The sequence below is a fragment of the Enterobacter cloacae complex sp. IR53030 genome (assembly GCF_049238365.1).
GTDB lineage: Bacteria > Pseudomonadota > Gammaproteobacteria > Enterobacterales > Enterobacteriaceae > Enterobacter > Enterobacter kobei.
Genome location: NZ_JBMKHA010000013.1, coordinates 59374 through 79510, shown reverse-complemented (window position 1 = coordinate 79510; position 20137 = coordinate 59374). Strand labels below are relative to the sequence as shown.

Annotated in this window: 18 protein-coding genes and 3 pseudogenes; 14 read left to right on the top strand and 7 right to left on the bottom strand. The window is 55.4% G+C overall.

Features of this window, described 5'->3' with window-relative positions:
• Positions 1 to 87: 87 nt before the first annotated feature.
• Together ACOTXR_RS14495 and ACOTXR_RS14490 are read left to right on the top strand one after the other, a co-directional pair.
• Positions 88 to 855: pseudogene (locus ACOTXR_RS14495) on the top strand (aspartate-semialdehyde dehydrogenase); the annotation flags it as partial.
• 149 nt (positions 856 to 1004) lie between these two features.
• A complete protein-coding gene (locus tag ACOTXR_RS14490) occupies positions 1005 to 1229 on the top strand; it encodes a hypothetical protein (protein ID WP_014883667.1) in 225 nt (74 codons plus the stop codon).
• Between the two features lies 1 nt (position 1230).
• Here the strand turns inward: ACOTXR_RS14490 and ACOTXR_RS14485 are convergent.
• A pseudogene (locus tag ACOTXR_RS14485) lies at positions 1231 to 1511 on the bottom strand (MipA/OmpV family protein); the annotation flags it as partial.
• 45 nt (positions 1512 to 1556) lie between these two features.
• Between ACOTXR_RS14485 and ACOTXR_RS14480 the strand changes: the two are divergent.
• Positions 1557 to 1769, top strand: a pseudogene (locus ACOTXR_RS14480) (sensor histidine kinase); the annotation flags it as partial.
• Between the two features lie 198 nt (positions 1770 to 1967).
• Positions 1968 to 2447, top strand: coding sequence for an RrF2 family transcriptional regulator (locus tag ACOTXR_RS14475; RefSeq protein ID WP_047344087.1), 480 nt, complete (start codon positions 1968 to 1970; stop codon positions 2445 to 2447).
• Positions 2448 to 2513: 66 nt separating this feature from the next.
• Here the strand turns inward: ACOTXR_RS14475 and oqxB are convergent, their stop codons facing one another.
• Both oqxB and ACOTXR_RS14465 read right to left on the bottom strand, forming a co-directional pair.
• Positions 2514 to 5666, bottom strand: coding sequence for a multidrug efflux RND transporter permease subunit OqxB (gene oqxB, locus ACOTXR_RS14470; protein WP_200923535.1), 3153 nt, complete (start codon positions 5664 to 5666; stop codon positions 2514 to 2516).
• A 24-nt stretch (positions 5667 to 5690) separates the two neighbouring features.
• Complete coding sequence (locus tag ACOTXR_RS14465) at positions 5691 to 6866, bottom strand: efflux RND transporter periplasmic adaptor subunit (RefSeq protein ID WP_078310601.1); 1176 nt, start codon at positions 6864 to 6866, stop codon at positions 5691 to 5693.
• Positions 6867 to 7202: 336 nt separating this feature from the next.
• Between ACOTXR_RS14465 and ACOTXR_RS14460 the strand changes: the two genes are divergently transcribed.
• Both ACOTXR_RS14460 and ACOTXR_RS14455 read left to right on the top strand, forming a co-directional pair.
• Positions 7203 to 7556: a helix-turn-helix domain-containing protein gene (locus ACOTXR_RS14460; protein ID WP_014883647.1), complete on the top strand. Its 354-nt coding sequence runs from the start codon at positions 7203 to 7205 to the stop codon at positions 7554 to 7556.
• 69 nt (positions 7557 to 7625) lie between these two features.
• On the top strand, positions 7626 to 7940 hold the full coding sequence (locus ACOTXR_RS14455) for a YebG family protein (RefSeq protein ID WP_014883646.1): 315 nt from the start codon (positions 7626 to 7628) through the stop codon (positions 7938 to 7940).
• A gap of 11 nt (positions 7941 to 7951) precedes the next feature.
• On the opposite strand, the gene catA is transcribed toward ACOTXR_RS14455, so the two are convergent.
• Positions 7952 to 8626, bottom strand: coding sequence for a type A chloramphenicol O-acetyltransferase (gene catA, locus ACOTXR_RS14450; protein ID WP_045134998.1), 675 nt, complete (start codon positions 8624 to 8626; stop codon positions 7952 to 7954).
• Between the two features lie 112 nt (positions 8627 to 8738).
• Positions 8739 to 9623, bottom strand: coding sequence for a LysR family transcriptional regulator (locus ACOTXR_RS14445; RefSeq protein WP_032636721.1), 885 nt, complete (start codon positions 9621 to 9623; stop codon positions 8739 to 8741).
• A gap of 114 nt (positions 9624 to 9737) precedes the next feature.
• Between ACOTXR_RS14445 and ACOTXR_RS14440 the strand changes: the two genes are divergently transcribed.
• The 8 genes from ACOTXR_RS14440 to clcB all read left to right on the top strand — a co-directional run bounded on the left by ACOTXR_RS14440 (position 9738) and on the right by clcB (position 18147).
• Positions 9738 to 10865 (top strand): alpha/beta hydrolase, encoded by a 1128-nt coding sequence (locus ACOTXR_RS14440; RefSeq protein ID WP_058690810.1) that lies wholly within the window; start codon positions 9738 to 9740, stop codon positions 10863 to 10865.
• 50 nt (positions 10866 to 10915) lie between these two features.
• A complete protein-coding gene (locus ACOTXR_RS14435) occupies positions 10916 to 12115 on the top strand; it encodes an MFS transporter (RefSeq protein WP_058690809.1) in 1200 nt (399 codons plus the stop codon).
• A 169-nt stretch (positions 12116 to 12284) separates the two neighbouring features.
• Positions 12285 to 13028 (top strand): YoaK family protein, encoded by a 744-nt coding sequence (locus ACOTXR_RS14430; RefSeq protein WP_222834839.1) that lies wholly within the window; start codon positions 12285 to 12287, stop codon positions 13026 to 13028.
• Between the two features lie 273 nt (positions 13029 to 13301).
• Positions 13302 to 14012: an osmoprotectant ABC transporter permease OsmY gene (gene osmY / locus ACOTXR_RS14425; RefSeq protein WP_032636727.1), complete on the top strand. Its 711-nt coding sequence runs from the start codon at positions 13302 to 13304 to the stop codon at positions 14010 to 14012.
• A gap of 18 nt (positions 14013 to 14030) precedes the next feature.
• A complete protein-coding gene (osmX, locus tag ACOTXR_RS14420) occupies positions 14031 to 14930 on the top strand; it encodes an osmoprotectant ABC transporter substrate-binding protein OsmX (RefSeq protein ID WP_058690808.1) in 900 nt (299 codons plus the stop codon).
• Between the two features lie 8 nt (positions 14931 to 14938).
• The gene (gene osmW / locus ACOTXR_RS14415; RefSeq protein WP_014883638.1) at positions 14939 to 15586 is read left to right on the top strand and encodes an osmoprotectant ABC transporter permease OsmW; all 648 of its coding nucleotides are present in this window, start codon (positions 14939 to 14941) and stop codon (positions 15584 to 15586) included.
• Positions 15586 to 16734, top strand: coding sequence for an osmoprotectant ABC transporter ATP-binding protein OsmV (osmV, locus tag ACOTXR_RS14410; protein WP_032636731.1), 1149 nt, complete (start codon positions 15586 to 15588; stop codon positions 16732 to 16734). The genes osmW and osmV overlap by 1 nt, the downstream gene beginning before the upstream one ends.
• A gap of 102 nt (positions 16735 to 16836) precedes the next feature.
• A complete protein-coding gene (gene clcB / locus ACOTXR_RS14405; protein ID WP_069683674.1) occupies positions 16837 to 18147 on the top strand; it encodes a voltage-gated ClC-type chloride channel ClcB in 1311 nt (436 codons plus the stop codon).
• Here the strand turns inward: clcB and bioD are convergent.
• The gene (gene bioD / locus ACOTXR_RS14400; RefSeq protein WP_014883635.1) at positions 18082 to 18777 is read right to left on the bottom strand and encodes a dethiobiotin synthase; all 696 of its coding nucleotides are present in this window, start codon (positions 18775 to 18777) and stop codon (positions 18082 to 18084) included. The two genes, clcB and bioD, sit on opposite strands and share 66 nt — an antisense overlap.
• 130 nt (positions 18778 to 18907) lie before the next feature.
• A complete protein-coding gene (mlc, locus tag ACOTXR_RS14395) occupies positions 18908 to 20128 on the bottom strand; it encodes a sugar metabolism global transcriptional regulator Mlc (RefSeq protein ID WP_014883634.1) in 1221 nt (406 codons plus the stop codon).
• Positions 20129 to 20137 lie beyond the last annotated feature (9 nt).

Genomic DNA, 20137 nt, shown 5'->3' with positions numbered 1-20137 from the left:
GCAACGAAAATGAAACTTTTAGTCAATTAAATTCAATCACTTACATAGGCGTTTTTTTGCGTTTGGTGACTTATTCGCACCTTCCCTAATATTGATCGTGCAATCAAAGAAGGAATTAAACTTTTTGTTGGTGGCAACTGCTCCATCACCCTGAGTCTTATGGGGCTTGCTGGACTGATAAAGGCTGACTTAATCGAATGGATGAGCGTAATGACGTCTCAGTCTGCATCAGGTGCAGGGGCTAAATATGTTAGAGAATTAATCGCTCAAAGCGCATATATCAGCCAGCATTTATCCTCAGATGAACTCATGTCATCAGGATCGGTGCTTCCTTTAGTCAATAAAGTCAGTGAGCTTATTAACAGTGCTGATATGCCCATCCAGAATTTCGGCGTACCTCTTATGGGCAGCATCATTCCATGGATTGATAGCGATTTAGGCGATGGGAATAGCCGCGAAGAGTGGAAAGGTGAGGCAGAAACGAACAAGATTCTTGGGCTTTCTCCAGGTACAATCCCGGTAAACGGTTTGTGTATTCGTGTCGGCGTGATCCGGTGCCATAGTGCTGCCATCACCCTGAAGCTCAAGCGTGAAGTCAGCGAAAAAGAATTCGCAAGCTTAGTAACGCATTCCCACCCCTGGGTTAACTACGTACCCAATAACAAGGATGAAAGTGTCAGTCGATTGACCCCAGCTTACATCAGCGGTTCGCTGCAGGTTGGCGTTGGCCGTTACAAAAAAATGTCCCTGAATAATGACCCTATTTACTCGGTTCTGACGGTGGGCGATCAGCTATTATGGGGGGCGGCAGAACCGTTGCGCCGGATGTTGAATATTTTGCTTGGCAAAATATAAGTCGAATTTTACGAGTAAAACATCTCGTGACGGAATCACGGCAAATCCACCAGATCGAAAACGAATATTACCCCTACATTTAGTGGTTGCTATGTGAAGGTAGTTCATCCATCCTGCTTGTAACCGCGGGCAGGACGGAGTCACATTTTGTGGGTAATCCAATCCTTGAGAAAACCATCGTCATCTTTCTTCTCATCTTGTGGATAATCAGTGCATTCAGGGCCAGGAAAAGAAAATGTTCTGACCCCGCTATTGAAGCAGCTGATGCCAGAGAACGCCATGAATGGCGCTATTTCAGATGGGGGTTCCGGACGATACAAGTGGCAGCGACAATATATATCTTTGTTCAGCTGTTTCAGGTATTAATGAGATAAGATACGTCACTTTCAAACTCCCCGTGGGCGACGTTTTTCGTTGCACAATTGGGTTATCGCCTGCCTCTCCCGTCAACTGCGTTACGCCCGCTGCGGCAAGCACGCTCCAGCGGGCGGTGAGCTGTGGTTCCAGTCAAGATCCATCGACCAGGCGTAAATCCCTGCGCCGGCGTCATGTCGGGCAAACCCCGATGCCGCCGACTGGGCATCGCTCACGCCGTAATACGTTTGCATATACTTGCTGGAGCCCCAACTGCTGGTCAGCGCCAGCGTTACCGCATTTTACGCACACCTGACTATATCTCCCCCTTAAAAGCCGTACCGCAGCATAGTGAGGCGCGCATTGACGCCGCGAAGGAGTCCGTGCCGCTAACGTCGCTCATACCGGAGCGAATGGCCGAGCTGGAACCGTTAGCCTCAGCGCGCAGAATTGAACTGGAATTCTTCGCCGAGGAGAACATCCGGATTAGCGGCGTCAGGCAAAGTTTGATATCGCTGATAGACAATCTCATTGAAAATGCCGTGAAGTACAGCCCTGAGTGCGTCCGCAGAAGGTGGCCTCCAGGTGACGGTTGCCTTCCCGAACCGCACGTTTAGCTAAACCAGAACAGGGTGTTTGATCGCAAATGCCGCAGATTGCTTCAAAAAAATTACCCTATTTGTTATATTGTTGTTTATTGCTTATTCACCTCTGCGGTGCCAAAAAGAACAAGATTCACCGCGACCCAGGACAGAGAAATGTTAGATTACCGCTTCCCGACAGCTTTGCAGATGGTCCTCAGCGTAGCGATGGCGGAGCAATTAGGTAAACGTTCGACGAGTGGCGTTCTGGCCTACGGCCTGGAAGCCAACCCGAGCTTTATCCGCAAATTGATGGTTCCCCTTACGCGTGACGGAATTATCGTCTCCACGCTTGGCCGCAACGGCTCCATTCATCTTGGGCGCCCGCCGGAAGAGATCACCCTGCGTGACATCTACCTTTCGGTCACTGAAGATAAAAAGCTGTGGGCGTCGCGTCCTGACGTACCGGCTCGCTGTGTGGTCAGCGCTAACGCCTGCTGGTACTTTAAATCGGTATCCGAAGAAGCTGAGCAGGCTTCGCTGGCGGTATTAGCCCGACACACCGTGGCAAGCGCGCTGGAAGAGGTCAAAAAAGCCGATAGCAGCGGCTGCGATCCGGTACCTGAGCTTATGGCCCAGTATAAAGAATCGTTTTAACGGTTGATCTGATGTGAAAAAAAAGCGCCTTACTGTGAAGGCGCTTTTTTGTTTTCTGCAACATCCCTATGCAGGCAGAACGTCCCTTTCCTCTTTACCGCGCGTAACGAATTTACGCAGCGTCACGTAAAACACCGGCGTCAGGAACAGACCAAACAACGTGACGCCCAGCATCCCGGAGAAGACCGTAATCCCGGTGACACCGCGCACTTCTGCGCCCGCGCCGTGGCCAAGGATCAGCGGAATGGTTCCGGCGATGAAGGCAATGGAGGTCATCACAATCGGGCGTAAACGCAGGCGGCAGGCCTCCAGCGCGGCTTCCATGATACCTTTGCCCTGAATTTCCAGCTCGCGGGCAAACTCCACGATAAGAATCGCGTTTTTACACGCCAGCCCCATCAGTACCACCAGCCCTACCTGCACGAACACATTGTTATCACCACCGGTCAGCCAGACGCCAAACAGCGCGGACAACATTGTCATCGGCACGATAAGGATCACCGCCAGCGGCAGCGTCCAGCTTTCATACAGTGCCGCCAGCACCAGGAAGGCCAGCAGCACCGCGACCGGGAAGACGATCAGCGCCGTATTACCTTGTGTCGCCTGCTGGAAGCTCAGATCCGTCCATTCAATATTCATTCCGTTCGGCAATATCTGCTTAGACATACCTTCCAGCTGCGTCATCGCCTGGGCGGAGGAGAGTACGCGCGGGTCGGCATCGCCAATCAGGTCAGCCGCCGGGTAGCCATTGTAGCGGATCACCGGATCCGGCCCGTAGGTAGTGCTGATCTTAACCATACTGCCAATCGGCACCATTTCACCCTGGTTATTACGGGTACGTAAGTTCGCAATATCCTCCACGCTCTCGCGGTACGGTCCGTCGGCCTGCGCCATTACACGCCAGGTACGCCCGAACTGGTTGAAGTCATTCACATAAGACGAGCCCAGATAGGTTTGCAGCGTACCGAACAGATCGGTCAGCGACACGCCCTGCGCTTTCGCCTTGTCACGGTCAACCTGCACGTCCAGCTGTGGAACGTTGGCCTGGTAGGTCGAGATCGGGAAATGCATCCCCGGCGTCTGCATAATCGCACCGGACATGGTATTCACCGCGTTCTGCAATGCGCCATAGCCAAGACCGGCACGATCCTGAATGTACAGGGAATAACCCGACCCCTGCCCCAGCCCCAAAATCGGCGGCGGCAGAATGGAGAAGCCAAAGCCCTGCTGGATTTGCGCAATTTTCGCGTTGATTTCAGCGTTAATTTCCGCAGCACTGTGTTTACGCTGGTCGAACGGCTTCAGGCCAAAGAAGACCGTTCCGGTGTTCGGCGTATTGGTGAACTGCAGCGCATTCAGACCCGGGAAAGCAACCGCATAGTCCACGCCTTCGGTATTCATCCCGATTTCGCTCATTTTGCGGATCACCGCATCAGTACGCGCCAGCGACGAGCCTTCGGGCATTTTCACGCCACCAATCAGGTACAGCTTATCCTGTGTCGGAATAAAGCCACCGGGAACCGCTTTAAACATGACGCCTGCGGCACACAGCAGCAGCAGATACACCACAAACACCGCGCCACGTCGGCCGAGCGTTTTACCCACCAGCCCCTGATAGCCAGTCGAGCTACGATGGAAAAAGCGGTTAAACGGTCGGAAAATCCAGCCGAACAGACGATCGATAAGCCGGGTCGGGAAATCTTTCGGTGCGCCGTGCGGTTTTAACAGCAGAGCAGCCAGCGCTGGTGAGAGCGTCAGCGAGTTGATAGCGGAGATCACCGTCGAAATGGCAATCGTTACCGCAAACTGTTTGTAGAACTGGCCGGTGACGCCAGAAAGGAACGCCATCGGCACAAACACCGCGCACAATACCAGCGCAATCGCGATAATCGGCCCGGACACTTCACGCATCGCCTGATGCGCCGCCGCAAGCGGAGCAAGCCCCTCTTCGATATTTCGCTCGACGTTTTCCACCACCACGATGGCATCATCCACCACGATACCGATAGCCAATACCAGCCCGAACAAACTCAGGGTATTAAGCGAAAAGCCCAGCAGGTAGAGAACGCTGAACGTCCCCACGACCGAAACCGGCACCGCGATCAGCGGAATGATCGACGCACGCCAGGTTTGCAGGAAGAGGATCACTACCAGTACGACCAGCACTACCGCTTCCAGCAGCGTTTGCACCACCGCACGGATAGAATCGCGCACGAATACCGTCGGATCGTAAGGTGCCGCCCACTTCATATCTTCCGGGAAACGGGTGGACAGTTCCGCCATTTTAGCGCGCACCGCGTTAGACAGATCGATGGCGTTTGCGCCAGGAGACTGGAAGATACCGATCCCGACCGCGTCTTTATTGTTAAGCTGCGAACGCAACGCATAGCTGCCCGATCCCATTTCAATACGCGCCACGTCGCGCAGGCGTACCAGCGACCCGTCCTGAGACGTTTTGAGAATGATATTGCCAAACTCTTCTTCGGTATGCAGACGCCCCTGGGCATTAATGGAGATCAGGAAATCGCTCTCCTTCGGCAGCGGCTCGGCGCCCAGCTGCCCGGCCGACACCTGCACGTTTTGCTCCTGCATCGCCGTGACGACATCCGAGGCGATCAGCCCGCGCGCCGCTACTTTATTGGGATCCAGCCAGACGCGCATCGCGTATTCGCCTGAGCCAAAAATCTGGATCTGGCCGACACCGGGCAGACGCGCCAGTTCGTCCTTCACTTTCAGCGTGGCGTAGTTGCGCATATACAGAGAGTCGTATTTACCGCCAGGCGAAAACAGATGCACCACCAGGGTCAGCGTAGGAGACTGTTTCTGCGTCGTGATGCCCAGACGGCGCACATCCTCCGGCAGACGCGCCTCGGCCTGCGCCACGCGGTTTTGTACCTGAACCTGCGCCTGATCCGGGTCGGTTCCCGGACGGAAAGTGACGGTCGTCACCAGCACGCCATCAGAACCCGCGACGGATTTCATGTACATCATGTTCTCAACGCCGTTGATCGCCTCTTCCAGCGGCGTCGCCACGGTCTCAGCAATCACTTTCGGGTTGGCGCCCGGGTACTCCGCGCGCACCTGCACGCTTGGCGGTACGACATCAGGGTATTCGCTCACCGGCAACAGCGGGATGGCGATTAATCCTGTGATAAAAATCAGAATCGACAGGACGGCAGCGAAAATCGGCCTGTCGATAAAAAAGCGGGAAAAGTCCATGGGTAGGATTCTCAGGTCAGATGATCAGTTGAGGGCTGTTCTGGCGGTCATGGCGACGGTTTTCGCGTTAACCGGCATACCCGGCATAAACACTTTTTGTAAACCATCGACGATGACTTTATCGCCGGGTTTCAGCCCCTGCTGCACGATGCGTAAGCCGTCCGCCAGGCGCCCTGGCGTAATATCGCGTCGCTGTGCTTTGCCCTCTTTATCCACGATATAAACATATTTGCGATCCTGGTCAGTCAGCACCGCTTTGTCGTCAATAAGCGTGGCCTGGAATTCAGCGCTGCCCGGCAGGCGAACGCGAGCGAAAAGGCCCGGCGTGAACTGACGCTGCGCGTTATCCAGCAGCGCGCGCATACGGATCGTACCGGTACTCGGCGCCAGCTGATTATCCAGGAAATCCACTTTGCCCTGATGGGGATACCCTTCCTCACCCGCCAGGCCAATTTCAACCGGTAGTGCAGTGTGATTGCTGGACGCCCCCTGCCCGCTGCGGGCGAGGTTTTGATAGTGGAGGTAGGTTGACTCATCCACGTCAAAGTAGACGTACACCGTCTTCTGCGAGACCAGCGTTGTCAGCACGCTGGCGCTGTCGCCCGCCGTGACCAGATTACCGCTGGTGATCAACGCGCGGCTGGCGCGGCCATCAATCGGTGCCGTTACTTTCGTGAAATCGAGGTTAAGCTGCGCGGCGTCTACCGCAGCCTGCGCGGCGCGAATATCGGCCTGCGCCTGAATGGCGGCCGCACGGCGCTGCTCCCACTCTTCACGGGATACCAGGTTGGTATTGATGAGTTTATCGGTACGGTTAGCCTCGCTTCGGGCCAGGCTGGCCTGCGTTTTGGCTCTCTCCAGCGTCGCCTGCGCCTGCTCCAGCGCGGCACGATAGGTTCTGTCATCAATCGTGAACAGCACCTCACCCTTTTTCACCTCCTGGCCGTCGGTGAAATTCACTTTGTCGATATAGCCAGAGACGCGGGGGCGAAGCTGAACGCTCTCCACGGCTTCGATCCGGCCGTTAAAGCTATCCCACTGACTAATGGATTTCACAACGACATCAGCAGCATTGACGGCGGGCGCAGGGGGTGCAGCATTTTGCGCGGCGCTGTTATCACATCCGACAAGCAACAGGGAGAGCAATATCGCTCCCAGCGCATGCAGAGGTTCGTTTCCCCAGGTTTTTTGCAGGCTCATTATTTTTATTCCGGTAATTGTAGCCGCCGGGCAAGACGCGGCAGGAGGCACCGCGCCACTTCCTTTGTCCGGGCTGGCTTAAGGCCATTTGTGTCGTTCATCGCCACAAAACTGTAACAGTTGCGAATACACTATTCGCGGCGATTGTAGGAAGGCGCTTAACTAAGTGCAAGAATAATTGTTGCACTTTATGTGCTATTCGATCGGATGTTAAAAAGGCCCGTTTCAGGTAAGGATTTAAATGCAACAATAAAACTTGCAATTACTGCAAAAACGCGCCACCTTTAAATGCAACAGATAAAGTTACCATTTAACAGGCTGCGTGGAGGTAACCCGATGAACACGGGCGCATTTATGCATGATTTACTCGACTGGATCGACAACAACCTTGATAGCCGTCTGGATATTGAGTCCGTCGCCAGGCGCTCCGGCTATTCGAAATGGCACCTTCAGCGACTGTTTAAAGAACATACAGGCTACCCTCTCGCCGGATACATTCGCGCGCAAAAGCTGCAAAAATCCGTTGAGCGCTTAACCCACAGCGACGAACCGATTCTGAACGTGGCGATCGCGTTGGGTTTTGACTCTCAGCAATCCTTCAACCGCAGTTTTAAACGGCAATATGGCCAGGCTCCAGGCGCATGGCGGCGCAGTGTGGCCTGCCGTGAAACCCAGCAGGCGCACACGTAACGCACATTTTGCTGCAACTTTTTCCGGCCTCTGTTATACTGTACATAAACACAGTATGAGAGGTGCGTGATGGCTGTTGAAACAAAATATGTTGTCGTAAGAAAAGGTGAAGAGAAAATGACATTTGCCAGTAAGAAAGAGGCTGACGCTCACGACAAACTGCTTGATATGGCAGAGGCGTTTACCGACTGGCTTTTGCAAAGCGGAATGCAGATGGATGAAACGCAGGCTGAAGATCTTGGCCTGTATCTCGCCGAGCAGAAAGATGCCGTGCAGCATATTTTGCGAACCAGTAAGCTCCCGGCTCTTGATACCCCTGCTGACGATAAAACCGAGTCAGGTGCAGCTGACAGTAAAAAAATCAGGGCGGTTAAAGCGGCCTGATGGCCACATCATCATTCCTGTTGCCCGGTCTGCTGTGGTAACGCATCGCAGACCTCTTGTAACTCATTAAAAAACCTTGCCACATGGAAACCATCGCAGACAGAATGATGTACCTGAACGGCGAGAGGTAATAATACCCTGCCCTCTTGCTCGTAATATTTTCCAAGCGTAAACATAGGGGCAAAAAAGTTTTTCATATTAGCCACGCTAACGCTGAAGCTCGTAAAACTTACCCACGGAATGCCGGATATAAAAAAGATATTTTCCCTGGATTCTTCTTTTGGCCAATACGCAAGTTTATCGCCATAGCGAGCCATGTCTTCAGAATAGGTTTTCTGAAAGTGCTGTATATCGCCATCGTAATGACTCCATAATGATGAAAAGGTCTCTGTTTCATTATGGAAAATCGTATAATTTGGATGAATTTCATTCCATATGACAAGCTCATTGTCCTTCATGGCCATACGGAATTCTGGGTGACGGTTAACGATTTTAGCAACGAGAAAAATAATCGTCGGATAAAACTTCCAGCCAACGTTTTTAATATGGCTTAGCAGCACGGTAATATCGACCAACACCGTCTGGTTAAACGTCGATTGAGCAAACCCCTGAAATACCTCAAAATGCTCCTTTCTTGCCCAACGGGATAAATCAACAGCCGTATATTCCGGGATTATTTTTTCCATTTTTAAGCCTTTGTTGAGCAAGCAGATCTTGACGTTAGCCTAAGTTTTTTTCCTGACTTAAGCAAGCAGGGGCCTGCAGTTCACATGTCGAAGAAAAACACGTTCACAGAAATTACATTTTCAGCGTATCAATAACGGCCCTCAAAGCCGGCGATACGTTGCGGTGCGGATAATAAAGATAGAGCCCGTCCATGCGCAGGCTATAGCGCTGCAATACCCGGATAAGCGTTCCTTTTTCAAGATCATCAGCCACCAGCTCAAGCGGAACATAAGCCAGCCCAAGCCCAAGACGGGCGGCTTGGGCTTCCATATAGCTGTCTGACAATGCCCACTGCCCCTCTGGCCGATGGGTGATTTTTTTCCCGTCCTCGACCAGTTCCCACTGATAATCACTTCCATCAGCAAACTGATAGGCAATACAGGGATGCGCCACTAAATCAGCTGGCGTCTGGGGAAAGCCATAACGCCTGAAGTGCCCCGGTGCAGCCACTACGGCCATTTCCATATCGGGCGTGATGCGCACCGCAATCATTCCCTGACTGACCTCAGCTCCCAGCCTGACACCCGCATCAAACCGCTCGGTGATGATGTCGACGAAGCGGCTTTCATTTATGAGTTCCAGCCTGATATCCGGGTAACGCTGTTTAAAAATGGCGAGCTTTGGCAGCAGGCATTTGTCGATGGCGTGCTGACTGGCGTTAATGCGCACCGTGCCGGACGGTGTCTGACGATAATGTGCGAGGGTCGCCAGACCCGAATCAAGTGCATCGAACGCGGATTCGGCTGTCTGATAGAGCTGCTCCCCGGCGTGGGTTAACGACAGCTTACGCGTGGTGCGCACGAGAAGCTGGACGCCCAACCGCTCCTCCAGCTCGCGCACCGAGCGGCTCACCCCGGATTGCGCCAGCCCAAGCCGCTGCGCAGCCGCGGTGAAACTTCCCTCCCGCACCACCTGCATAAACAGGTACAGCTCATTGTAGTTTTCTCGCTTCGCCATTACGCCCCGCAATTCATAACAATTTGATATTAATTTTAGCAGATTATGGCCTCTAATCAGCACTATTCCCGCTAACTATAATGGCCGCAACACAACACCGCAGGGTATCGATACATGAAAACATTCACCCAAAAACTGTCTGTTGCGATGCTGCTATGCGCATCATTAAGTGGAGTGACAACCATGAGTTATGCAGAAGCCACCAATCCTAACGCCCCCGTCTCGATGGTCACAACCTGGGACAAAACCTTTGCCAAAAGTGACCAAGTTGACCACCGTAAGGTCTCCTTCCAGAACCGTTACGGTATTACCCTGGTAGGCGATCTCTATCTTCCTAAAAACCGTGGCGACCGTAAGCTGGCAGCGATTGCCGTCAGCGGGCCATTTGGCGCGGTCAAAGAGCAGTCCAGCGGCCTCTACGCGCAGACCCTGGCGGAAAAAGGGTTTGTAACCCTGGCGTTCGACCCTTCCTGGACGGGCGAAAGTGGCGGCCAGCCGCGCAACGTCGCGTCACCGGACGTCAACACCGAAGACTTTAGCGCCGCGGTCGATTTCCTGGGCGTGCAGAAAGAGGTCGACCGTAACCGCATTGGCATCCTTGGGATCTGCGGCTGGGGCGGTATGGCGCTGAATGCGGCATCCATGGATACGCGCATCAAAGCTGTCGCCACCAGCGTAATGTATGACATGAGCCGGGCGATGGGTCACGGCGTAGGCGACGGCAAAGATCGTTATTCTTCGGCAGATCGCCATGCTGTGCTGCAGTACCTGAATGAACAGCGCTGGAAGGATGCCGAAAGCGGCACCTTTGCACAGGGCGGCCATGACATTTATGTTGACGAGAACGGCAAAGTGACCGCGTCAGAACGTATTCTGCCAGAAGCCTTGCCCGCCAACCCGAATCCGGTGCTGAAAGAGTTTTATGACTACTACCGCATGCCGCGTGGCTTCCACGCGCGTTCCGTCAACTCAACCGGCGCATGGACGGCAACTATGCCGCTCTCGTTCATGAACATGCCGCTGCTGAGCTATGCCGGAGAGATCGCTATCCCGACGCTTATCGTGACCGGCGAAAAGGCGCACTCCCGTTATTTCGCCGAAGATGCGTTTAAAGCGGTCGGCAGCGAGCAGAAAGAACTGGTGATTGTCCCGGGCGCAAACCATGTCGATCTCTACGACAATGCTGCCGGGAAGATCCCATTCGCTCAGTTTGAACAATTCTTTAAAAACAGCCTGAAATAAACCTCCCTGCTGCCCGTTTCGACGGGCGGCTCTCTTCGCGAAATCAGACGATGTCCACATTAAACCACACCACTTCACAGCATGAGGAACATGCGTACTGGGGAGGCATTTTTGCCATGACCCTTTGCGTATTCGTCCTGATTGCCTCGGAATTTATGCCCGTGAGCCTGCTCACCCCGCTTGCCGCAGATTTAAGCGTGACGGAGGGGCTTGCAGGCCAGGGCATTGCTATCTCCGGCGCGCTGGCGGTACTGACCAGCCTCTTCCTCTCCCGGCTTGCCGGGAATATGAATCGTAAACACCTTCTGCTGGGCATGACGATACTGATGGCGCTCTCGGGGCTCATTATTGCCTTCGCCCAGAACTATCAGACGTATATGACCGGTCGCGCGCTGATCGGTATCGCCATCGGCGGGTTCTGGTCCATGTCGGCGGCAACGGCTATTCGCCTGGTTCCCCATCATCAGGTCACGCGCGCGCTGGCTATTTTCAACGGTGGTAACGCGCTGGCAACGGTCTTGGCCGCCCCGCTAGGCAGCTACCTGGGTGCAACCATTGGCTGGCGCGGTGCCTTCCTTTGTCTGGTGCCCGTGGCAATCGCGGCATTCCTGTGGCAGTACGTTAGCCTGCCAAATATGAGCGGGCGTAAAAACGGTGCGTCAGGTGAAGGCGTCTTTCGGCTATTTCGCCAGCCTGTCGTATCCGTCGGTCTGATAGCCTGCAGCCTGTTCTTTATGGGACAGTTTGCGCTGTTTACCTACGTGCGCCCATTTCTCGAGACCGTCACGCACGTCAGCGCCTCCGGGCTATCGCTGATTTTGCTCGCCATCGGCATTGCCGGATTTGTTGGCACCCTTCTCGTTTCTCTGGTATTGAACGCGGCGTTTTACCTGACGTTAATAGCGATTCCACTGCTGATGGCCACCATCGCTGGCGCGTTGATTATGACCGGGCATAACGTGTGGATTGTTGCCCTGCTGTCAGGCTTGTGGGGAATGCTGGCGACGGCAGCACCGACGGGCTGGTGGGCGTGGGTCGCCCGAACGCTACCGGAGGATGCCGAAGCGGGCGGAGGGTTAATGGTCGCGGTGATCCAGCTCGCCATTGCACTGGGTTCAACGGCGGGCGGTATGGTGTTTGATCGCCTCGGCTGGCAGAGCACGTTTGCCCTGAGCGGCATAGTGCTGCTTTGTGCGGCTGCGTTGACGTTTATGCTTTCACGCCTCCGCGAAAGCGCCTCATGGAAATAACGGCGTAGCGTAAGGTTTCAGTTTGGAATACTTTTCGTAAGGATATTTTATTTAATTACTAAACCCTCAACGTCGCCAGATGGAATAATAATTAAGCAATATCCTGGACAGCCCGTCGACACGCTTTGCTAGCCTGATTATTCAGGCAAAGCTCACCCCGGAGGTATTCTTGCTGATTAAACTCAAGAAAGAACGAACGCACCAGGAGGATCGCCGGCTTGCTCTCTGGCTGGCGACCTCAGCAGGTTTACTCAACGCCATCGCCCTTGGGGCCTTTGGCTTTTTCCCCTCTCATATGACCGGCAACACCTCACAATTATCCAGCGAAGTCTCCTCCACCGATCTGAGCGATATCATTTTCTTTGGCTCGATTATTCTCTCCTTTGTGGCGGGCGCAATCCTTGCACGTCTTATCGTGATATGGGGCATTATCCATAACGTCAGGCTGGTTTTTTGCCAAATCCTTTTTGTCGAAGGGATATTATTAACCGGCGTATCTCTCTACGAGATGTATTTCCATGCGCTCACCAGCAACCGCGAGATTATTATTTTCCTGTGCTGTCTGATGGGCATTCATAATTCAACCTCCACACAGCTTTCCGGCGGACGGGTGAGATCGACGCACATTACCGGCACGCTGACGGACGCGGGAATTTCCCTGGCCTCCGTCACGGTTGCCATGCTTCGCAGGGATTACTCCAAAGATACCGCGGCACAAAAAAGTCAGTTGAAAACCCACTTAACCACCCTTTTCTCGTTCATTACCGGGGGTATCGCCGGGTTACTGCTCTTCAGATGGGTTGGCTTCAACGCCATGCTGGCGTTCGGGTTGATGCTCTCCGTTGTCGCGACCGTATCGATTATCAGTATCTCAGTGCGTGTTCGCCGTGTACGCCCCCTACTCAGCAGATAAAGCTCTCAGGCAGGGTGACAGGAACATCGCGATACGTGACCCTGTCACTTTATGGGTTGCGCTTTAGGACTATTCTGCCTGCGCCATATTCAGCCCTTACGCCATAAGGCCTGACTTAAGGTTGTCACTCTTTTCATAGGGTTACTGATTTTCCCCCTTCGCTGGAACCCTTCCCAAACGCTTGCTATAGGTCAATTACCCCTGCCGAAACATGGCATAACAACAGGCAACCGGTGGTTGCTATAACGCATGCGCACAGGGAGACACACCGCAATGCACCCATTACTCAAACGTTCGCTGCTGTTTGTTGGCGCGATTATCGTGGTTCTTGCCCTTCTCATCTGGGGGATCGGACTTGAGACAATCAAGGCGCGTCAGGTTGACCTGATTTATCTCGGGCAACAGCACATGATACTGGTTTTCTCGTCGATGTTTTTTGCCCTGCTGGTCGGTATTCCGGCCGGTATCCTGCTGAGCCGCCCGGCCGCGCGGGGTATCGCCGAATATGTGATGCAAATTTTCAACGTGGGTAACACGCTGCCACCGCTGGCCGTGCTGGCCCTGGCGATGGTGGTGATTGGCATCGGTGATACGCCCGCCATCATCGCGCTGTTTCTTGCCTCGCTGCTGCCCATTGTGCGCAATACCTACGCGGGACTGTGTTCCGTTCCGGCCTCGTTACTTGAAGCGGCAAACGGGATCGGGATGACCAAATGGCAGCGTCTGCGTCAGGTTGAATTGCCCAACGCCTGGCCCGTCATGCTCTCCGGGATCCGCATCGCCACCGCCATCAACGTCGGTACCGCGCCGCTGGCCTTCCTGATTGGTGCCAGCAGCTACGGTGAGCTGATTTTCCCCGGCATCTACCTGAACGATTTTCCGACCCTGATCCTCGGCGCGGCGGCCACCGCCCTGTTCGCCCTGATCCTCGACACCCTGCTGGCGGCGCTGGGTCGCGTGATGAGCCCCCATCTCGCTCAATAACAATAACAAGGAGCTTTTATGAGACTGTTTCCCGGCCTGACGGCGCTGTGCGCCGCGGCGCTCTTCACCAGCCAGGCAATAGCAGCCCCGCTGATCCTGGCAACCAAAAGCTTTACCGAGCAGCATATTCTCTCGGCCATGACCGTGCAGTATCTACAGAAGAAAGGATTCCAGGTACAGCCGCAAACCAATATCGCCACGGTGATTTCCCGTAACGCGATGATCAACAAACAGATTGATATGACCTGGGAGTACACCGGCACGTCATTAATCATCTTTAACCACATCAACAAACGCATGTCGCCGCAGGAGTCTTACGAGACGGTGAAACGCCTGGACGCAAAGCACGGTCTGGTATGGCTTAAACCCGCTGACATGAACAATACCTATGCTTTCGCCATGCAGCGCAAGCGCGCCGAGGCGGAACATATCAACACCATGTCAGAGATGGTGGCGAAGATTGAGCAGATCCGTAAAACCAACCCGGACAAAAACTGGCTGCTGGGCCTGGACCTGGAATTTGCCGGGCGCAGCGACGGCATGAAGCCGCTGCAGGCCGCCTATAACATGACGCTGGACCGCCCGCAGATTCGTCAGATGGACCCGGGACTGGTCTATAACGCGGTGCGTGACGGCTTTGTCGACGCCGGTCTGATTTACACCACCGACGGGCGCGTGAAGGGCTTTGACCTGAAGGTGCTGGAAGATGATAAAGGCTTCTTCCCGAGCTATGCGGTCACTCCGGTGGTGCGTAAAGACACGCTGGAGGCTAATCCGGGTCTGGAAGAGGCGCTCAATACCCTCTCCGCCCAGCTCAACAACGACGTTATCACCGAGCTGAACAAGAAGGTGGATATCGACCATCAGTCACCGCAGCAGGTCGCCCGTGATTTCCTGCGTAGCAAACAGTTGCTGTAGGAGGCGCTATGGATACCGTGCACTACATCCTGGATAACTGGGACTATCTGTTAACCCTGACGCTGCAGCACCTGTGGCTGGTGGCGCTGGCCGTGGGTTTAGCCATCCTCATCGGCGTCCCGCTGGGCGTTCTGATTGTCCGTCATAAATGGCTGGCAACGCCGGTACTGGGCATCGCTACCATCGTGCTGACCATTCCGTCCATCGCCCTGTTTGGTCTGATGATCCCGCTCTTTTCGCTGATCGGTCAGGGTATCGGCGCCCTGCCCGCGATTACGGCGGTGTTTCTCTACTCGCTGCTGCCGATTGTACGTAACACCCATACGGCGCTCGACAGCCTGCCGCCGGGCCTGCGTGAAGCCGGACGGGGCATCGGCATGACCTTCTGGCAGCGTCTGCGCTGGGTGGAAATCCCGATGGCGCTGCCGGTAATTTTCGGCGGGATCCGTACCGCCGTCGTCATGAATATTGGCGTGATGGCGATTGCCGCGGTAATCGGCGCGGGTGGCCTGGGCCTGCTGCTGCTCAACGGTATTGGCGGAAGTGATATTCGCATGTTGATTGCGGGCGCGCTGATGATTTGTCTTTTAGCTATTGTGCTCGACTGGCTGCTGCACCGTTTGCAGGTGGTTCTGACTCCAAAGGGGATTCGATAATGATAAAACTGGAAAACCTCACCAAACACTTTTCACAGAAGCACGGCCAGACCTTTAAGGCCGTCGATAACGTCAACCTGAACGTCCCCGAAGGGGAAATGTGTGTCCTGCTCGGTCCGTCCGGCTGCGGGAAAACCACGACCCTGAAGATGATTAACCGCCTTATCACACCCAGCAGCGGAACAATCCTCATTAACGGTGAAGACACCAGCGGGATGGACACGGTGACCCTGCGCCGCAATATTGGCTACGTGATCCAGCAGATTGGCCTGTTCCCGAACATGACTATCGAAGAGAACATCACCGTTGTACCGCGCATGCTGGGCTGGGATAAAGCGCGCTGCAAAACCCGCGCCGAAGAGTTGATGGATATGGTGGCAATGGATCCGCGTAAGTTTCTTAGCCGCTATCCGCGCGAGATGTCCGGCGGCCAGCAGCAGCGTATCGGCGTCATCCGCGCCCTGGCGGCGGATCCTCCGGTACTGCTGATGGATGAACCGTTCGGCGCGGTGGACCCCATCAACCGCGAGGTGATCCAGAACCAGTTCCTGGAGATGCAGCGCAAGCTGAAGAAAACGGTGATGCTGGTCAGCCACGATATTGATGAAGCCCTGAAGCTCGGCGACCGAATCGCAGTCTTCCGTCAGGGGAAAATCGTGCAGTGTGCCAGCCCGGATGAACTGCTGGCAAAACCGGCCAATGAATTTGTCGGCTCGTTTGTTGGTCAGGACAGGACGCTGAAGCGGCTGCTGCTGGTCTCCGCAGGAGACGTCACCGACCAGCAGCCGACCATTACGGCGCGGAGCTCTACGCCGCTTCCTGAAGCCTTTGCCACGATGGACGACAATGACATTCGCGCAATTACCGTGGTCGACGAGCACGGAAAACCGCTAGGCTTTGTGAAACGTCGCGAAGCGCGCAACGCCAGCGGTACCTGTGGCGACATCCTGCATCCGTTCCGCATGACCGGCAAGGCGGAAGACAACCTGCGCGTCGTGTTGTCACGTCTGTATGAAAGCAATACCAGCTGGATGCCGATCGTGGATGAGGACGGGCGTTACAACGGCGAGATTTCGCAGGACTATATTGCCGAGTACCTGAGTTCCGGGCGTACGCGTCGGGCACTGAATATTCATAGCGACAGTTAACCCTTCTGGCCGGGCCTCGCCCGGCGCTTTCGCACGCATACCTTTTGCTAACCCCCCGATTTCCCGCCACAATATTGTATCGTTCCCCTGTAATTGTGACCCATGCAACGTCTTCATGCTTACCCCGACATCCGGGCGATGTTTCGCCGACTGTTGATTGCCACCGTCACCGGCGTGCTGGCGGCGCTGGCCGTTGCGGTGTTTCGCCACAGCATGTACCTGCTGGAGTGGCTGCTTCTCAGCAACGACAGCGGTAGCCTGGTGAATGCCGCCGCATCGCTCTCGTCATGGCGGCGCGCGCTGACGCCTGCGCTGGGTGGGCTGGCCGCCGGTGTACTGCTTTGGGGATGGCAACGACTGACCGCCCAGCGGCCTCACGCACCAACCGATTACATGGAGGCGCTGGAGACCGGGGACGGCCAGTTTGATTACGGTGCCAGCCTTGTAAAATCCCTGGCGTCGCTGCTGGTCGTCGCCAGCGGAAGCGCCATCGGGCGCGAAGGGGCTATGATCCTGCTTGCCGCTCTCGCCGCCTCCTTTTTCGCTCGCCGTTTTACGCCCAAATCTGAATGGAAGCTCTGGATCGCCTGTGGTGCCGCGGCCGGGATGTCCAGCGCTTATCATGCCCCCTTAGCCGGAAGCCTGTTTATTGCAGAGATTCTGTTTGGCACGCTCATGCTGGCCTCACTCGGCCCCGTGGTTATTGCGGCGGTGGTGGCGCTTCTGACCACCCGCCTGCTGGCACCCGGCGCCAGCACGCTCTATGAAGTCCATCTGAGCGGCATACTGACCGCGACAGATTATGCCCTGCTGGTCGCCATGGGTCTGCTGGCAGGTCTTTGCGGCCCCCTGTTGATGTGGCTGATGACGTTTAGCCACGGACTGTTTCTGCGTCTCAAACTTTCGCCGCCGTGGCAGCTGGCGCTGGGGGGGTTGATCGTCGGGCTGCTGTCCCTCCTCACGCCGAAGGTATGGGGGAATGGCTACAGCGTGGTTCAGGCTTTTCTGCTCGCCCCGCCGCTGCTGTCGGTGATTGCCGGAGTGTTTATCTGTAAATTGCTGGCGGTACTGGCCAGCAGCGGTTCGGGTGCACCGGGCGGCGTGTTTACGCCCACGCTGTTTGTCGGCATGGCGACGGGGATGCTGTTTGCGCAGCTTTTCGCGCTGTGGTTACCGGGTTCTGAGACGGCAATATTGCTGGGACTGGCGGGAATGGCAACGCTACTTGCTGCGACCACGCATGCGCCCATTATGTCGGCGCTGATGGTCTGTGAAATGACCGGACAGTATGTTTTACTGCCCGGTTTACTGGTCGCCTGTGTGGTGGCGTCCGTGCTGTCGCGGACGTTACGCCACGACTCGATCTACGGCCAACACGCCGCCGAGGGCAGAGAGATCGATGTACTGCGCTAACTCGCGCTGCTCGGCACGAGGCAGATAAGGCAGCTCACCCACCAGCGGCCCAGGCAGTTTTGCGCTCAGCACGTCGATGATCTCCGCGTAGTGCGCCAGGCCCGGGTTGATACGGTTTGCCACCCAGCCCACCAGCGGCAGGCCGTCATTGGCAATCGCCTGCGCTGTCAGTAGCGCATGGTTGATGCACCCTTCCTGGATACCCACCACCATCACCACCGGAAGCTGTTCCTGGACGACCCACTCAGAGAGCGGACGCAAATCATTCATCAGGCTGCGCCAGCCGCCCGTCCCTTCGACCACCACGTGATCAACCTTCTCGCTCAGGTTCGCCAGCCCATCGGACAGCAGGGGATAATTAATCAGACCGCTGTGCGCCACGCTGCTCTCCTCTTCGCTTAAGGCAATGGGATTGACCGCCTGATAAGGCAGTTCCAGCGACGAGACGCTTTGCAGCACCAGGGCGTCTTTATTACGCAATCCCTCTGGCGTCTCTTTACTCCCTTTTGCGACCGGTTTGTACCCTGCCACGCGTTTACCGCTTGCTGCAAGCGCCTGCAGCAATGCGCGGGATACGACGGTCTTGCCGACAGAGGTATCTGTACCAGTAACAAAGAAACGCTTAAGCATGACTCACTCCACCTCTTGGGTATGCTTCGAAAATATAAACCAGGTAAATAATTCAGTGGAGGAAGTCTACGGGATGCGTGCGCTACCCGGCTTGAGATAGCGCAATTTTTCGTACATCTGCGGAAAAGAGTTAACCCTGTAACAGGCGGATAAGCAGCGAGCCGTTATACATGGCATCTTTGACCAGCGCCGCACCTGCCATGGTGCCCTGGTTAGAGAATTGGGTGCTTTCCACCGCAATATTCTTGCTGTAGGCGGGAAGCGACTGCTGATGGATACAGGCCGAGATCGCCGGAAAGAGGATCTCCGCCGCCTGGCTGAGCGGGGAGCCAATCAGGATTTTTTGCGGGTTAAAGAGGTTCACCATAATCGCCAGGATGCGGCCAACGTTAATCCCCACCCCGGTAATAATATCCTTCGCCAGCAAATCTCCCTGACGCGCGGCGGCGCAGAGGGAATCGACCGTTAAGGGTTGGCCGTGCAGCGAGGAGCTCATGGACTGGCTGAGCCTGACCTGCGCCAGCTCCAGCACGCTTTCTACACTGGCAATAGTCTCCAGGCAGCCATGGTTCCCGCAGTAGCAGCGCTTCCCGTACGGGTCGACCTGAGTGTGCCCGATTTCCACCAGGCTACTGCTCCCGGCGTGAAGAAGACGCCCGTCGGTGATGACACCCGCCCCAACGTTATGGTCGATCACCACCTGAATCACATCTCGCGCACCGCGCGACGCGCCAAACAGGGCCTCCGCCATGGTCCAGGCACTGATGTCATGCTGAATATAGACCGGCACGCCGGTATGGTTTTTCAGCACCTCTCCCAGCGGCATCTCTTTAACATCGTCGTAAAACGGCATGCGGTGCACGATGCCGTTTTCGGTATCAATAATGCCCGGCATGGTGATGGCGATTGCCGTTAAGCGTTCCAGCCGCTGCTGATGGCGGATAAAGAAGTTATCGATATGGGAGACAATGGCATCGAGGAGCGATTGTTCCGCGTTGAGCGGCAGCTCAAGCCGATCCTCCACCACCAGTTTGCTGCTCAGATCGCGCAGCGCGAGGAAGATCTCCCCGCGACTGATGCGCAGTGACAGGTAATGCCATGCTTCCGTCTCAACCACCAGCCCGACCGCCGGACGGCCACGGCTGCCCGGCTCCTGAATTTCCGTCTCCTGGACCAGGTGCGCTTCCAGCATTTCACGGACAATCTTGGTGATACTGGCAGGTGCCAGCTGTGCCAGGCGCGAAAGATCGATACGCGAAACCGGACCAAGCTGATCAATCAGGCGGTATACCGCGCCAGCGTTGGTCTGCTTAATCTGATCAATGTGCCCTGGCTGACTATCAGCAACCACCTCGTACTC